Source organism: Pseudomonas sp. FP1742, assembly GCF_030687145.1.
Classification (GTDB): Bacteria; Pseudomonadota; Gammaproteobacteria; order Pseudomonadales; family Pseudomonadaceae; genus Aquipseudomonas; species Aquipseudomonas frederiksbergensis_D.
Window position 1 is genome coordinate 2,513,725 of sequence record NZ_CP117460.1, and the last position, 15,260, is coordinate 2,528,984.

Here is a 15,260-nt window from a genome sequence, read left to right on the forward strand (position 1 = left end):
AGCCGTTTCCACTCCGGAATGTTTTGCCCTACTCAGCCTAGGTCAGGTCAGACATCAGTTGCTCAGTATAAAACTCCAGAGATCAGCAGGCACGCCGACAAACTGGGCTAGAGGCTAGAAATCTGGGGGCTGGATGATTGCAGGCAACGTTTCATATCTTTGTCCGGTTTGTGGATACGCGGGGCTTGAAGAGCCTCCATACGACGACGTTGGTTGCTCTTCGTTTGGCATGTGCCCGTCCTGCGGCACGCAGTTTGGCTATGATGACGCGACGTCTGCTCATGCTGATTTGCGCAGGTTATGGATCTCTAAAGGAATGCTTTGGTGGAGCAAAGCTCAAGCGTCGCCGAGTGGTTGGGACCCGGTAAGGCAACTACAGGCGGTCGAAAAACGCATCAATGTCTGAACATAACGCCGCCGTTAGTCCTGCTATGATTTCTGAGGATTTCATCGCAGGGATCGCCCATGAAGCGCTTCATCCAAGGTGAACATCGAGGGCAAAGCACCTTACTTCCCGAAAGCCTCGACGACTATGTCAACGATTCCAATCCGGTGCGCATAGTCGACGTCTTCGTCGATGAACTCGACCTGGTCAATCTGGGTTTTGACGGTGCTATTCCTGCTGGCACAGGCCGGCCTGCTTACCACCCTTCGATCCTGCTGAAGATCTACATCTACGGCTATCTCAACCGCATTCAGTCGAGCCGACGGCTGGAGCGAGAAGCTCAACGCAACGTTGAACTGATGTGGTTGATCGGGCGTTTGATGCCGGACTTCAAGACCATCGCCAACTTCCGAAAAGACAACAGCAAGGCCATCCGAGGCGTCTGTCGCCAGTTCGTTGTGCTGTGTCAGCGGTTGGGATTGTTCGGAGAAAATCTGGTGGCCATCGACGGCAGCAAATTCAAGGCAGTCAACAACCGTGACCGCAATTTCACCAGCGCCAAACTAAAGCGGCGGATGGAAGAAATTGAATCGAGCATCAACCGTTACCTGACGGTACTCGATGCTGCCGATCAGCAAGAACCCACAGCTTCCGAGCCCAGTGTCGTGCGGCTGGAAGAGAAAATCGCCAAGCTGAAGGCGCAAATGAAGGAGCTTCAAGCGATTGAAATTCAGCTCAACGAGTCGCCGGATAAACAGGTCTCACTGACCGATCCAGACGCTCGCTCCATGATGACGCGCGGCACCGGAATCGTCGGCTACAACGTGCAGACAGCGGTCGATACGCAGCACCATCTGATCGTTGCGCACGAGGTGACCAACGTCGGTTCCGACCGCGATCAACTCAGCTCGATGGCCAAGCAAGCCCGCGAGGCGATGGCGTCAGAAACGCTGTCGGTAGTGGCTGATCGAGGTTACTTCAAAAGTGAACAAATCCTGGCTTGTCACGATGCAAATATCACCGCCTATGTGCCCAAGCCGATGACCTCAGCAGCCAAAGCCGATGGGCGTTTCAACAATGATGTCTTCATCTACGACGCTTCAAAAAATGAATACATTTGTCCGGCTGGAGAGGTATTGATTTGGCGTTTTTCCAGCGTTGAAAAAGGCCTGAAGTTTCACCGTTACTGGAGTTCGAATTGCCAAGGCTGCGCCATGAAGCCGCAGTGCACACCGAGCACGCAACGACGAATTCGCCGCTGGGAACATGAAGCCGTATTGGAGGCAATGCAGCTTCGGCTGAGCAAAGCCCCGGAGATGATGCGAGTCCGAAAACGGACGGTTGAGCATCCCTTCGGGACGCTCAAACAGTGGATGGGTGCAACGCACTTCCTGACGCGGAAGCTGGCCGGGGTGAGTGCGGAGATGAGCTTGAATGTGCTCGCCTACAACCTGAAACGGGTCATGAAAATCATCGGTGCCAACGGTTTAATGAAGGCGTTGCTGGCCTAAAAAAGGCTGATTTTGGCCCATCCCAGAGACTGTAAAAGCGACGTTGATGTGTTCCAGGTCACGACTGATACGACACGCAGCATTTGCCTTGTGATCGTTCCGCCAATAACGTCGATGATCCAAGACGATGAGGCCATGAGCGTTTTTACACACTCTGGGCCAGAAGCAGACAAAACCGTGGCAAATGGATGGCATGGGCCGCTATGCTGAGTCTTTGCAAAGTACTGAGCTTGCCGTCACCAATAAGAATGTCAGTAATCAGGATAGTCACATGCATCACATCATCGGTTTATACACCTCGAAAAAAACAGAGCAATTGTGGCGGCTAGAGTCTCAAGACCAAATTGTTTTCAGATCTGATTGCTTTCATTCCCTTGGTTATTTTTACCTGATAGCTCCTGCTTTTGAACAATATGCTCAAAGAGATGCAAGGGTAAGCATTACGTCAATGAACGTAAGATTTTGCCTCAGAGGTGACGATCTAAATAACGCGGTGGAAATTTTGAATAATTTCGAAATGGCGCTATATCAGCGACCCACAAGCTGGCGGGAATATCTAGGTGAAATTCAGTACCCCAGGCAACCACGGCGGCCAATTCAACCGCTGTTATTCAGGGAGCGACTATCTCGACTCGTCCACAAGCTGCGAGCGTTAGTGCTTAAAGCTCAAGCCCAGGATGCGGGCCTTGTGTATGGGAACGGGGTCTGTTACCGCTCTCTGCGCGGTATAAAATTGCCGTCCGGTACTGTTGTGTATTCTTAGATCCTGGTTAACGGTACAAGCCTTTCTTTTTGCTTGGGACGTGATAGAGCTCGCCCTTCAATCAAACCAGAATATTTACTACGAAAAATTATATGAAAAAGCTAAGTAACGATTTCAGTGGGGCACTCCGAACATTTGCATACTTCATGGCAAGTGGAACCCACTACATGCTAAAAAACGTGGAGTACCTAGACGTTTATGGCTCAGAACCAAGTGCAATTGAGATGGTGTTCGCAATATTTGCGAACGTGATAGAAATGGACAGTGAAGGGAATGTGCTCAATTTCACCCACGCCCAAAAGAGAGCGACTGACTACCTAAGGTCCTACTGCGACTCATCTTTCAAAGTGACGCCACCTCTTGAAGACTGGGAAACCGAACTTTATGGGCCGCCCCCACTCGGACGCTAAGAGCGGGCTTTAATCTGTTGCGAAAAAAACACATATTGGAAATTTCTCCCTCTTTACTGAACGACCGCTTTTGGCCGAGGCTGTGTAAAAACGTTTTTGAGCGCGACAGGTACTCAAAACCGGACTGAAAATCGCGCTTCTATGCAAAATCCACATCTGCTGACGTGCCGATAAACTTCAGATTTAACGTAGACGCGGGCACTTCAATTTTGGTGAAGCTTTTTTACACACTCTGGGCCGACTGCTGCCCTCCATGAAGGGCAGCTTTTGGCCGACTCCGACCTGTGACGGTCGGCAACAGTCGACCCAATAGGGTTGTCCACAACACCCCATCAATTGGGCCGCAAGCGGCCGCCCTTAACGATGTGGGTGTACAGTCAAAGACACCAGTTTGAGCACAATGGGGCGAACGACGAGTATGCACAGGAATGCCACTGGCATGGCCAATTTATAGGCGTGCAGCGCATTACTTAGGTAATCAATATCAATACCGGAATTTGCCGCAGTGATCACGAATGACATCAAGAGCGCCATGATTGTGGCCATATACAGTGCGAAAACATAAGGCGTAGCGCGAGCCGAGAGCTTACGCTGGTTGAAAGATAGAGCTTTAGAGGATGTTTTTGGATTCATATCAGACCTTTTTCATCTTCGATTGGTAGGTGATGAACACCATAGCAAGATCAAAAATTAGCAACTAGACGGCTAGCAGTGGTTGCTTTATAAACAAAATCTTATGAATGACTCTTCTCGCTGGAACAAAGATGAACCTGTTAGGGGCGATTGCTAGCTTTATCAAGGTGGTTGAAGCGGGCTCCATCGTGGGCGCGGCCAAAACCCTGGGCGTCAGTGCGGCAGCCATTAGCCAGACCATAAATCGCTTGGAAACCCACCTGGGTACGCGCCTTCTCCAGCGCACCACGCGTAGCATGGCGTTAACCGAAAGCGGCATGGTGTACTACGAAAAAGTGAAACGCATAGCGCGTGATCTCGAATCGGCGCAAAGCGCGATCACCAGCGCGCAGACTCAACTCCAAGGGCGACTGTGCATCGCTTCTACCTCCGCTTTCGGACGGCATGTGTTGGCATCACTAATCCCCGGCTTCGCTGCACGTTACCCACGCCTGACACTTGAACTCTCAACCACAGATCGCAAAATTAATCATATTCAAGAAGGCATTGATCTGAGCCTGCGGATAAAACCACAATTAGAAGAGGGGATCGTCGCTCGCAAGATCGTTTCAGTCCCTTTTATCATCTGCGCGTCACCCATCTATTTGGAACGAGTCGGCTGGCCACGCGATCCTGAAGAACTCCAACACCATGCCTGTCTAGCGTTTCGCTACCCGCTAGACGGACGCTTTCTACGTTGGGGTTTTATCCGGGATGGGCAACGTTACGACGCTACTCTCAATGCGACCGCAATCAGCGACGATATTGACGCTCTAGCCCAAATGGCCATCCGCGGCGCGGGAATAACCCGTTTGGCGGAGTTCGTGGCGGCGCCCTATATCGAAAGTGGCCAACTCGTTCCTCTGTTTGAACATCGCCACGCTTCAACGTATGCCTACGCTGAACCGCTCGATATTTATGTATGCGTCCAGGAGCGCGCCGCCATCACCCCCAAGGTCAAAGCTTTTATGAATTATTTGACTGAACATCTGGAAATGCGCTGGCCGATGGAAAATACCTTTACGGCGTCTTGATACGGCGCTTTGCCGCCTTCATAAATTCAATGGCGAACTTTGCATCGGATAACAGTTACGAACTGCTGCTTGCCGGTGACTTCGGCCGATTGCAGTCAGATTCAACGGGCAGCTTCAGGTCGTTTTCTGCCTGGCACGACTAACCGATTTGGGTCGGTTAGCAACCACCACGCACTGTGACTGATCCACCCTTGTCCTCCCTCAATCTGGAGGACAAGCCATGAACATATTGCTTCATATCGCCATCAGCCTTGGAACAAGGGAAAGCTTGTAGGGCAGAAAGCCCCGCTCCGAGTCAGAGATATCTGGGCCATCCGGGTCAGACTCCAACTCGCGGAGAAGACACGGGATCTGGCTCTCTTCAACTTGGCCATCGACAGCAAACTGCGCGCCTGTGACTTAACCAAGCTGCGAGTACGAGACATTGCTCATGGGGAGCATGTGTCGTCACGGGCCATCGTGATGCAGCAGAAAACTCAGCATCCAGTGCAGTTTGAAATTACTGAGCAAACACGAACGGTTCTGGAGGCTTGGATGCATCAGGCCCATCTTCGCAGTGAGGACTTCCTGTTCCCGACCCGGTTGCATGGCTCAGATCATCTCTCCACCAGGCAATACGCTCGAATAGTCAAAGCATGGGTAACAGCCATTGGACTTGACCCGACGATGTAGGGTACTCACACGCTACGGCGAACCAAGGCATCGTTGATCTATCGCAGGACAAAGAACTTGAGAGCAGTCCAACTCTTGCTTGGTCATACGAAGCTCGAAAGCACTGTCAGGTACTTGGCATCGAGGTAGATGATGCTCTAGAAATGGCAGAGCAGACAGAGGTCTAATCGTCCACTGCGACGGCCTAGGCCAGACCGTCGCTATCCGACCCAAAGCTGCCGGTGGGAACAGGAGCGGAAGCGCGAGAAGTGCATTGCATTTGAGTATCTACGGACTAACCTCAGTGCATCATTACACCGCGCGCGGGGGGGCTTGCCGCCAAGGTGTCATATCCCAACTGACCTCCATTTCACGTTGGTCAAGGAGCCTTATGAAGACCTTCTTGCTCTTGCTAAGGACGGCCCTGTTCGTTGTTTTATTTTCCTTTGGCTTGCTCTGTCTTTTCGTGTCTCTTTCCTCGTACAAGGAGGTGGACGAGACGAAGACTTGGCAGAGGTTGAATGCCACTGTCGCCACTGTCTCCATTTCTGAGGAGATGCGCAGTAAGGGTATGACCTATTGCCCTCTGGTTAACGTGACCTTTGAGTTGAACGGACAGCAATACACTTATCCGCTCGAAATATCGCAGCGGCCCTGTAAGACCAGCCTTGAGTCGGTCGAAAGATCAGTTGCAACACTCCGGGAAGGAAAAGTAATCGAAATTCTTGTCGACCCTACAAAGCAGGGTAGAGTGAAGCCGGGTACTTACTCACTAGGTGGGGGTTTTTACTTCGGCGTTTTCTTGGGCACGCTAGCCTTTATCGGGGCCGTAGCTGTCCTGGTGTTTCCTGCTAAGAAATCTGTCAAGTTGACGCAAAGAGAAAGCATTTCACATTCAACATTGAGCAAGAAAGAAATCAAGGAAAAAGTTCGCGAGCTACTCGCCGCCGGCACTGCAAAGTCGGAAGTGTTTTCACGACTCTCCGGGCGGGGTGTAAAAGACAGTCATCTTGCCTACTTTATAGCCTCGTATGCAGATCCAATTCGTTGTGACGAGCACGATCGCAAGGTCAATATTCTTATCACGATAATGCTCGCCCAGGCCTTGATTGCATTCTTTCTGGGGGTGGATATCGGCGCCAGAATGGGGCCAACGGCCAAATGGGTTATGGGTGTTTCAATGACCTTGATCCCCTTGTTTTTGGTATGGGGCTTCTACAACCATCGCGTCGGCGCCTACAACGCGTACATACTCCTTGCGCTTTCTCAATTCCCAAGATTGCTTGCGGGGTTTGCATCGAGTCCGGCAACAACCACTATCGCATTAGCTATAAGTATCGTTATCCTGGCTTTTGTTTGGTACGTCCGAGGAAAAATCTTTCCAGACTTCGTCTTCGTCAATCCCAGGAAAATCAAAGGCAAGTACTTCTTTACGGGCTGACCCATCATGCCGCCGGACCTGCCCGAACGGCTGTCCAGGCCTGTGAGTTCAATCGTTAGCGAAGACTGCTTCGGGTCGATTTCAGTCGGTTCCAGCAGGCAGCTTTTGGCGGGTTTCTGCCTCTCACGACCCATGGCAGGCGCTAAATCATCAGAAGGTAAGCTTACTCCTCCGATGTTCTGCCAATTTTCCTCATGAGTTTTTACCAACTTAGCGATTAATCCTTCGGAGATTTTTTGGCCCGGAAAAAATAATGAAGAACTATGCCAACCAAAAAGAAAAAAATGGTAATGCTGGTATGTCTTAAGGCCTCAGCTGAGTGTTTTATACTATTAGCTTTGCACTCGTAAGCCTCACCGCATCTTGGTGTGCAAAATCCTACCGACTCTAAATTGCATCCAGTCACTAATTTTCCATAATGTGTAATGGTGATGTGGTTTCCTCGGCTTTTTGTGAGACCCTTCGGAAGTTTTGTGTAGTCTGGGAGAGCGAGAAATTTTCTTAATTCATTAGTGGACTTGTCTCTTATAATAAGCCGGATCCCTCTTTGAGTGCCATCAGCCCACACGAGTGTGCCCTCTGTCATGGAAGCGTTTTCTTTGAAGGGTAGTGGCTTATTTGAAAGTTCGGAGAGATAGAGTGCTATAAATACTAATAGGGCGAGCGTGGTAAATAACGCAGCCTTGATATGGTTGTTCAAGTGAAGAGTCGATTTTAGTAAGTCAAGTATCAAGCAAACTCTCCTCAGTCATGCGCCAGAAGCATTCGTTTCCGCATAGATACTTAGGCTAGACGAATTCGTTCACAATTCCACTGGCTGCTTTTGGCCCAGAGTGTGTAAAAACGCATATGGATTCGCGGTGACGGTTACGCAGCCGGTTCGAAGACACCTGCATCCACGAGCATCTCAACTAACGCCTCAGGCCATACCTTCAGCTCCTGAGCGGACCACCAGTGATGATCTGCCATGACCTGAGTCTCGTGTGAGGTCCATTCGGAGCTAGAGGTCGTAACTCCCCTTATCGGGAAACCTTCCGCGTTGGGGAAGTACTCACTTGTGGGCGAAGCGCAGCTTGAGCGTTTGAGGGGCTGGACTCACTTGCAACTCGCGTGTGCCATCGAGAAGGTGGTCTTGAGTCGCCACTCATTCGAAATCGAGGAAGTCACGTCCAAAACTCTTGCTCAGTTCGCAGATGTGCATGCGGGCGGTTTTCATACCAAACCAGAGTACCAATTGCTGAATCAAGCATCCTTCGCAGAGCAGACGTCGAGCGGACGTCTGAAAATCTGCGTCCTGAAGGCTGATGGGAAAGTCGTGGCAGGAGTCTCAATGTATTTGGCCAGTAATGGCATTGCCTACCTTGGAACGGCTGCCACCCGAAAGGATGCCCGGGGCCTTGGCTACCATGGAGCACTGATATCTCATCGAATTGAGCAAGCGAAGAAGCATGGCTGCCACTTGATCGCCGCGACCGTGCTGGCCAGCTCCCAAAGTCGCCGAAATCTGCAACGTGCCGGGTTGACGACATCTCATGCCCAAGCACTGTACCGCCTCGCAGATAACTAAGATAAACGGCTGAACACGACCGTCCGCTCTTGGCCGGTATCCGCCACTCACGAACGTCCGCTTCGGGGCGATTTCTGCCCTTCACGACAGGCAGAAATCGGCCAAAAAGTAGCCACTCGAACACATCACCTGATCGGCTGTTTTGTAGGACGTAGCGGTCACCGATGTTCCGCTGCCAACATTGACCTGAACTGAGAAATGATCTCTGAAGATAGCCCGGCACCTTCGAACACTGCGCAGGTGAAGCTAACGGGGGCAGGGCCTGGAGCGGTTATGATGCGGTCTGCAACCACAGCTACTGGACTGCTTCGATAAAGCCTGCGCCCTTCATAACCTACGGCATTTTGTTTTAAGAAGTCAGAGCTGTTCGAGGTATGAGGAACCGTGTCGAGAAGCCCGGCCCTCGCAAGTGCCAGCGTTCCCCCACAGATACCGGCAATTATCGCTCCACTTGAACGACTAGCATGAAGAAAGTCTCGAATATCCGGTGCTTCTGCACGTTCCCAGACCATTCCTCCAATGACGACAACAACGTCGGGTTTCCAGTCCAGACATTGTTGCAAACTGCTATCGACAGTTACAGCCAATCCACCCTGCGAGCGGAACTGCCCCGTAGTAGAAGCGAAAAACCTGACGTCGATCCCGTAAAACGGGGACGCAGTTCCAGCAATGAAAGCATATTCCCAGTCCGCAAAACCGGGTGTCAGTATCAATCCCACGCGTGCCATCAGTCAGAATCCTCCATGAGTGCCAGTAACATATGGCGTCAACAAACATACATCAAGGACTGCTATTGGCCGATTTCTGCCTGTCGCGAAGGCCCGCAATCGACCCGAAGCTGCCGGTCTATAACGGTACCTGTCGCGCATGGCAGTGTCTGTTCGCAGAGACGTTGCTGCGTATCTCAAGGTCGGATGTTCTGGTATAAAAATACCCCTACTCAAGTCACGGACGACGACCATGCAGATACGCAAGATGACTCAGGAAGACCTGCCGAGCGCCAATGCCCTGTGCCTGGAGGCGTTCATGCTGGCGGTTGCGCCCTCGCTGTCGGCGCAGGGCGTGGAAACCTTCACAAAGGTGGCTGCGCAGAAGGCGTTTGCCGAACGAATGGTAAGTGACAACCTGATGCTGGTTTGTGTCGCAGAGGGAACCCTGGTCGGGCTGATCGAGCTAAAGGAAGGGCGCCATGTGGCGATGCTGTTCGTTGCGCCGGTCTGGCAGCGCCACGGCGTTGGCAAGCGCTTGGTGAATGCGGCTCTGGAGCAGGCCAGGGCCAATGTAGTAACAGTCAGAGCGTCGCTGTCTTCAGTGGCCGCTTATGAACGTTACGGCTTTGCGTTGGCAGGGGAAGTGGGCGAGCTTGCCGGGCTGATCTATCAACCGATGGAGAAGCGGTTGACCATTTGAAGGGCCGCTTTCGACCCAGGCTGCCGTTCACTAAAGACTGCAAATTGCTGCTTTCTGCCTGTGGTGAGAGGCAGAAAACGACCCGTAGCTGACGTTCGCGCCTCCATCGCAGCTTGCCGGGGATCAATCGGCTAAAACTGGCCAATTAACGACGGCAGTTGCCCTACAGTTCATAATTGCGGCGGCTTCACGATTGCTATAGTCATGGTGCGAGGCGAAGAAATACCGCAATCTTCACAGGCTTGATGATCCAATATTGGACGCCTTATGCGAATAAAACACCCGGTTCTGCCCCTTGCCAAAGCCGCATTCGCCGCGGCTCTCAGGACAGGTCATGGGCGCGCTATTTATCACGTCGAAAATCATGGATCGAAGGGGCTGGAAGAGATAGTCATCGAAGCGTGCCTAACATGCGTTTCCTATGATCCTCAGCTGGAGGTAGATCGGGCTCCGTGGCTGTTTTCGATTGTCGATCGCGCGAAGCTGAACGCAAAGGTGGTGCAGGCGATCAAGGCGCTAGAGAACACGCCACCGCCCGAGAATCAACGCGACAGTAATCAGCGCAGTGCGATCCTGAAAGAACTGGCTGCTTCAGGATCAGAAGACGCGAGACGTCTTTTGTATTCTTCCCTAGCGCTCTTTCCGGGTACCGCTAGCGTAATTGGCGCTGAGGAAATCATCGCACTCGACGGCGTGGATGGCTTGATATATGTCGTCAGGCAGATGGGGCAATGGTTGCAGGCTGATCCGGATTTCTGGGTTGATGACTATCCGATCAAACAATTTGATGCCACCACAGGGATTGAAGGAGGGCTTGCCGCATTGGAGCGTAAGGCCGCGGTTGATTCCGATATTGCGAGCTATCTCGTGGGGATACGCGAGACACACGATAGCCTTAGCGGTTTTTCTACCCGCGTTGAACCAATGTTATTTGATGGCAATGAGGTCGTGGCGTATGTCAAAAAGAACCCCAGAGAACAATGCTATTGGCTCAGAAGATGGGGAACGCAAGCCACTAACGATCAACGCGACATAGTATTCGCAGCCCTGCTTGCGTCGGAGGAGCCGGAACATGTCAAACGACTGTTCAGATGCTTTGCAAAAAGCGGCGTTCCTCGATTCGAAAGTCGATTACTCCGCTGGATTGACCATGCCGACTCACAAGTTCAGTGGGCGGCAGTAGAGGCTCTTGCACCTAAAACGCACGGAGAACTGCGAGATGTGGCTAAGCGATTGATCGCTGATGGCAACGTCCCAAACGGTGTCGCGTTGCTGGTGAACAATTTTTTTGAGGGAGATTTTTCATTGTGCACGAAGCACCTAACACAGCTTGATGATGCTGACAAAATGCACCATCTCGTCGGAGAACTCTTAAACTTGTGCGAAGCGCATCCTGGCCAAGAGGCGCTCGACTGTCTCCTCTACGTATATGAGTTTTCGCCGTGTTCGACCTGCCGAAAGCGGGCAGTGAAGGCGTTGACCGACACGAACATCGCTCCGGCCTGGGTGCTTGCAGAGTGTGCATTCGACGTCGATCCCGAAACGCGAGCACTCGCCCGGGCAGACCGTCCCTTCAATTAGTCGTGTTACTCTCGGCCCGGTTGGTAACCATAAGCTGAGTACCTTCAGAAAGCTGCATCGTGAGCGTCCATAGCTTCCATCAAGCTCCGATATCCATCACTCCGATCGCGCGGCGAAACCTCGATAAATAGCTCAATCAACTGACTATCAAGGAAGGTTTGATTAGAGGTATCCAATGGCAGGTTAAAAAAATCAGCGCTTTGTACTGTGTACAGTGAGGTTTGGAAATTCAAAAAACAGACGTATCTCACTGCCGCCGAATCGCTGAGCCGGCGCCATGTGATGATTTGTTGGTAGGTGTCTCCAAGAAATCCCATGTTCATTTATCCTCTTACTATGCTGGAACGCAGCAGGTGAAGGTATAGCAGTTACATATCACTCTTTGCTCTGGCTACGTGTAAGTCTGTAGATCTTTGGGCATCGATGGCGGTTTTTGGCCGTAATCGGCGAAGTCTGAATGACCGCTTTTGGCCGATTGCTGCCTTTCGCGAGGGGCTACAACCGACTACTGGCTGCCAGTCAATTGTGTCCAAAGAATCAGGGACAATTCATAATGCTGTCCATCTCCACTAACGTCTCCAAGATCGACACCCATGCCTGCAGAGTTCGAAGTCCCCAGCCCACACGAGCAACACATTGAGCACACCACCCATCATGCGCATGCACAAGGCGATAGCTTTGCCAGCAAGATTGCGGTGATGACAGCCATCATGGCGACCGTCGGCGCCCTGATGAGCTATCAGGCCGGCTCAACGGAGAATGAGGCGGCCATGGACAAAAACAACGCCGCCATCCAGAAAACCGAAGCCGCCAACGAGTGGAGTTACTACCAGGCCAAGTCCAGCCGGCAGAATCTGTCGGATCTGGCAAGCCATCTCCCTGGGCTGGACTCCGCCCATTATGTTGCTGAGGCGCGGCGGTACGGGGAACAGAAGGAGGAGGCGCGCAAGAAGGCTGAAGCATTCGAACAAAGGGCAAGAGAGTGGGACGAGAAGTCAGAGCAGGCGCTGCATCAGCATCACCGCTGGGCCCAGGCAATGACAGCGATTCAAATAGCAATTTCACTGGCGGCCATTACCTTGCTGACGCGTAAGGAATGGCTCAAGCGGATCTCGTTTGGGGCCGCGGGTATTGGCGTCATGTTGGGTTCGCTGGCTTGGCTGCATATCTAAGCGGGGCGCTCAGAAGTTCACCTGTCGAATGCGACCGCTACTTGCCGGTTGTTGCCTTTCGCGAAGGGTAGAAATCCACAACCCAAAGCTGCCTTTCATGAGGGGAAGTTAACGGCCGATTCTGTTGAAAAAGTCGGCCATAGTTTTCTCGCGAAGACTGGTTTTCAAAAAATGAAATCCAGTAACGATGCGGCATACAGGCCCTGCGATTGTGTAAAAATCGGGCCTTTTCAGGGTTTTCCTAATGAATATTTTCAATCAATATCCGGCTTTGAGACTTCGCCCGTTCATTGATCGCCTCTGGGGGTGGGAGAGTGAGTCACCGGAAGTCGTCCACCTCCCGACATTGCTCCCGGGCACGGGGGCGGAGTTGTATTTTCATTATGGGGAGCCATTTCGGATAAAAGCCAAAGAGGATTGCTCTTTCACAGTCAGTCCCGGTCACCTGTTCTGCATTCGCAGCAGGCCCATCAATCTCTCGCCCATCTCAGGTATTGGTTTTATCGCTGTCCGTTTTAAGATTGGCATGCTGCAACGTTTTACAGATATCCCGGCAAACGAATTAGCGGATTGCCAGCTCTCCGTTGAAGACATTTGGGGGAGGGCGGGCACAAAACTGCTCCGACATTTATCCTATGCTATTGATCGCCAAGAAAGAATCGCACTTATCCAGTCTTTTTTGGCCGATCATCTAAGACCATCAACAGACTTGCTCGTCGAACAAGCCATGACCACGCTCTATCGGGGGTGTTCAACAATATCGATTGAATCGCTTGCCAGCACACTAAGTTTGGGGCGTCGACAACTTGAGCGTCGATGGAAAATGTTCTCCGGCCAATCTCCCAACGAAACCAAATGTCTCAGTCGATTTCAGCAGACTATCCGGAGTTTGATGCTTGAGCCTTCAGCCGAGACAATAGATAGAGCTCTAGCGTGTGGTTACTATGATCAGGCACATTTCATTCATGATTTTCAGCGCCGAGTGGGCCTTGCACCGTACCAGCACTTACGAGTCGCACGCACCAAGACGCATTTTTACAATACCCCGCTCCGAAAAGCCGGCATCCTAGGGACACTGAGTCCATAATTTTTAGGAATTACATCATGTTTGTATTGTTAGTGGAGCTTCAAGCGGATCAAGGACGATCCGAAGAACTCGAAAGCCTCTTGCGATCTTTAGTTGCGTTAGCAGAACATGAGCCAGGTACTCTTTTTTACGCTGTTCAACGCCCCCAAGTAGAGACAGACACGTTCGTTCTCTACGAATACTATGAAGATAAGGCTGCTTGGGAAACTCACATGAATTCTGAGCCTGTGCAAAACAAAATCAAGTGTTTCGAGTCCTTGCTGAAAGTTTCTCCAAAGATAATTTTTCACGATGTCGTTTCAGCAACTGCCATCAGTAACGGCCCGAGAACATAAATCGCAGAAATTGAGAAAAGCCGTTTTTCGGAATCATATTAGCTGAGAATACCCGGATATTCGCGCCGACGCCAAATTGCCCCCGTTGCCGAGATTTCACTGATCAAGTCTGACTCCTCGCGAATCATTGACTGTGCTGGATTTGTGCAGGTCTGGAGATGGGTCAGTCTTGCCTCGGCACGTGGGTCAATTCGGCGTCAACATGCTTGTACCTCATCGCGTACGAGTGCGGGTGTCTCTACAGAACCCTGGGTGTCGAGTGCCGCTGTCCACCTATTCAAGACAGGTTTGAGGCATTTGACTGCTTTTGGCCGCTATCTGCCCCCTGCGAAGGGCAGCTTTGGGTCGCGAGTTGCCCTTCTCTACCGGCGGCTCTCGTTTCGAAGTGGTTATCGAACCTCGTCGCATCCATTTTTCCCTCCTGCTGACTCTTTCAATCCCACCTTCAAGGACCGAACCTGTGATCGCATCCCCCGCCAAACTCCTCTTCCTGCCCGGAGCCTCAGGTAACACCCGGTTTTGGCATCCGGTTGCTGAGTGCTTGACCCACCCGGCGCAGCAGATCCATATCGGCTGGCCCGGCTTTGGAGACACTCCACCCTTGCCTGGCGTGACTGGCATGGATGATCTGGTGGCTCGCGTGCTGGCCGAGATCGACCGGCCCACAGCGCTGGTGGCACAGTCCATGGGCGGCATAGTCGCTGTGCTTGCAGCGCTTGAACGCCCTGAGCTGATCACGCACCTGACGCTGACCGTCACCTCTGGCGGGGTAGATATGTCTGCTCTGGGCGCGCATGACTGGCGCCCGGATTTTGCTGCCGCCAACCCGACACTGCCGAGTTGTTTTCTGTACGACCGCACCGACCTTACGCTCCAGTTGATAGAGTTGCGCATGCCAGTTCTGCTCCTCTGGGGAGATTCTGATCCGATCAGCCCCGTTCGCGTCGGCCAGCGCCTTGCTCAACTGTTACCCCGTGCTGAACTACACGTTTTCCCTGGCGCCGATCACAGTCTGGGCTTTACTCACGCAGCCGAAGTGACGAGGTTGATCGAGAGACATCTGGCCTGCTGCTGAGCGGAGCACTTGCTGCCACCGCGTCGGACTGATTGTGCGGCCCCGTGCGTTTCAAGACCTGGCGGACAGACAACCGGAGGCATATCGCTCTAACCTCGCCGGATACTCTGCGCAAACCGCGTAGAGATGAAAAAAATCAAAGCATAGTTAAAAGTGCACGAACCAA

General features: G+C 52.1%; 13 protein-coding genes and 2 pseudogenes. 11 read left to right on the forward strand and 4 right to left on the reverse strand.

The window, feature by feature from the left end:
• Nucleotides 1–465 precede the first annotated feature (465 nt).
• A complete protein-coding gene (locus tag PSH64_RS11235; protein WP_305478053.1) occupies nt 466–1,896 on the forward strand; it encodes an IS1182 family transposase in 1,431 nt (476 codons plus the stop codon).
• Between the two features lie 1,530 nt (nt 1,897–3,426).
• Here the strand turns inward: PSH64_RS11235 and PSH64_RS11240 are convergent.
• A complete protein-coding gene (locus PSH64_RS11240) occupies nt 3,427–3,702 on the reverse strand; it encodes a DUF2798 domain-containing protein (protein ID WP_305480693.1) in 276 nt (91 codons plus the stop codon).
• Between the two features lie 131 nt (nt 3,703–3,833).
• On the opposite strand from PSH64_RS11240, the gene PSH64_RS11245 reads away from it, so the two are divergent.
• The 3 genes and pseudogenes from PSH64_RS11245 (at nt 3,834) to PSH64_RS11255 (ending at nt 6,867) form a co-directional block, all read left to right on the forward strand.
• Nucleotides 3,834–4,775 carry a LysR family transcriptional regulator gene (locus PSH64_RS11245; RefSeq protein ID WP_305480694.1) on the forward strand — a complete coding sequence of 314 codons (942 nt, stop codon included), beginning with the start codon at nt 3,834–3,836 and terminating at the stop codon, nt 4,773–4,775.
• 228 nt (nt 4,776–5,003) lie between these two features.
• A pseudogene (locus PSH64_RS11250) lies at nt 5,004–5,614 on the forward strand (tyrosine-type recombinase/integrase).
• 203 nt (nt 5,615–5,817) lie between these two features.
• The gene (locus PSH64_RS11255) at nt 5,818–6,867 is read left to right on the forward strand and encodes a DUF3592 domain-containing protein (protein ID WP_305480695.1); all 1,050 of its coding nucleotides are present in this window, start codon (nt 5,818–5,820) and stop codon (nt 6,865–6,867) included.
• Between the two features lie 867 nt (nt 6,868–7,734).
• Here the strand turns inward: PSH64_RS11255 and PSH64_RS11260 are convergent.
• Nucleotides 7,735–7,872 (reverse strand): annotated as a pseudogene (locus PSH64_RS11260) (DNA mismatch repair protein MutT); the annotation flags it as partial.
• Between the two features lie 52 nt (nt 7,873–7,924).
• Here PSH64_RS11260 and PSH64_RS11265 point away from each other — a divergent pair.
• Nucleotides 7,925–8,434, forward strand: a complete 510-nt coding sequence (locus PSH64_RS11265) for a GNAT family N-acetyltransferase (RefSeq protein ID WP_370694465.1) — start codon at nt 7,925–7,927, stop codon at nt 8,432–8,434.
• 158 nt (nt 8,435–8,592) lie between these two features.
• On the opposite strand, the gene PSH64_RS11270 is transcribed toward PSH64_RS11265, so the two are convergent.
• Nucleotides 8,593–9,162, reverse strand: a complete 570-nt coding sequence (locus tag PSH64_RS11270) for a DJ-1/PfpI family protein (protein ID WP_305480696.1) — start codon at nt 9,160–9,162, stop codon at nt 8,593–8,595.
• A gap of 232 nt (nt 9,163–9,394) precedes the next feature.
• On the opposite strand from PSH64_RS11270, the gene PSH64_RS11275 reads away from it, so the two are divergent.
• A complete protein-coding gene (locus PSH64_RS11275; RefSeq protein WP_305480697.1) occupies nt 9,395–9,844 on the forward strand; it encodes a GNAT family N-acetyltransferase in 450 nt (149 codons plus the stop codon).
• Between the two features lie 267 nt (nt 9,845–10,111).
• Nucleotides 10,112–11,425: a hypothetical protein gene (locus PSH64_RS11280; protein ID WP_305480698.1), complete on the forward strand. Its 1,314-nt coding sequence runs from the start codon at nt 10,112–10,114 to the stop codon at nt 11,423–11,425.
• A 44-nt stretch (nt 11,426–11,469) separates the two neighbouring features.
• On the opposite strand, the gene PSH64_RS11285 is transcribed toward PSH64_RS11280, so the two are convergent.
• Nucleotides 11,470–11,742, reverse strand: a complete 273-nt coding sequence (locus tag PSH64_RS11285; RefSeq protein ID WP_305480699.1) for a hypothetical protein — start codon at nt 11,740–11,742, stop codon at nt 11,470–11,472.
• Between the two features lie 276 nt (nt 11,743–12,018).
• Between PSH64_RS11285 and PSH64_RS11290 the strand changes: the two genes are divergently transcribed.
• The 4 genes from PSH64_RS11290 (at nt 12,019) to PSH64_RS11305 (ending at nt 15,094) form a co-directional block, all read left to right on the forward strand.
• Nucleotides 12,019–12,597, forward strand: coding sequence for a DUF4337 domain-containing protein (locus PSH64_RS11290; protein ID WP_305480700.1), 579 nt, complete (start codon nt 12,019–12,021; stop codon nt 12,595–12,597).
• A 244-nt stretch (nt 12,598–12,841) separates the two neighbouring features.
• Entirely contained in the window at nt 12,842–13,684 is an 843-nt protein-coding gene (locus PSH64_RS11295) for a helix-turn-helix domain-containing protein (protein WP_305480701.1), read from the forward strand.
• Between the two features lie 17 nt (nt 13,685–13,701).
• On the forward strand, nt 13,702–14,019 hold the full coding sequence (locus PSH64_RS11300; protein WP_105345683.1) for a putative quinol monooxygenase: 318 nt from the start codon (nt 13,702–13,704) through the stop codon (nt 14,017–14,019).
• Nucleotides 14,020–14,479: 460 nt separating this feature from the next.
• Complete coding sequence (locus PSH64_RS11305) at nt 14,480–15,094, forward strand: alpha/beta fold hydrolase (protein WP_305480702.1); 615 nt, start codon at nt 14,480–14,482, stop codon at nt 15,092–15,094.
• Nucleotides 15,095–15,260 lie beyond the last annotated feature (166 nt).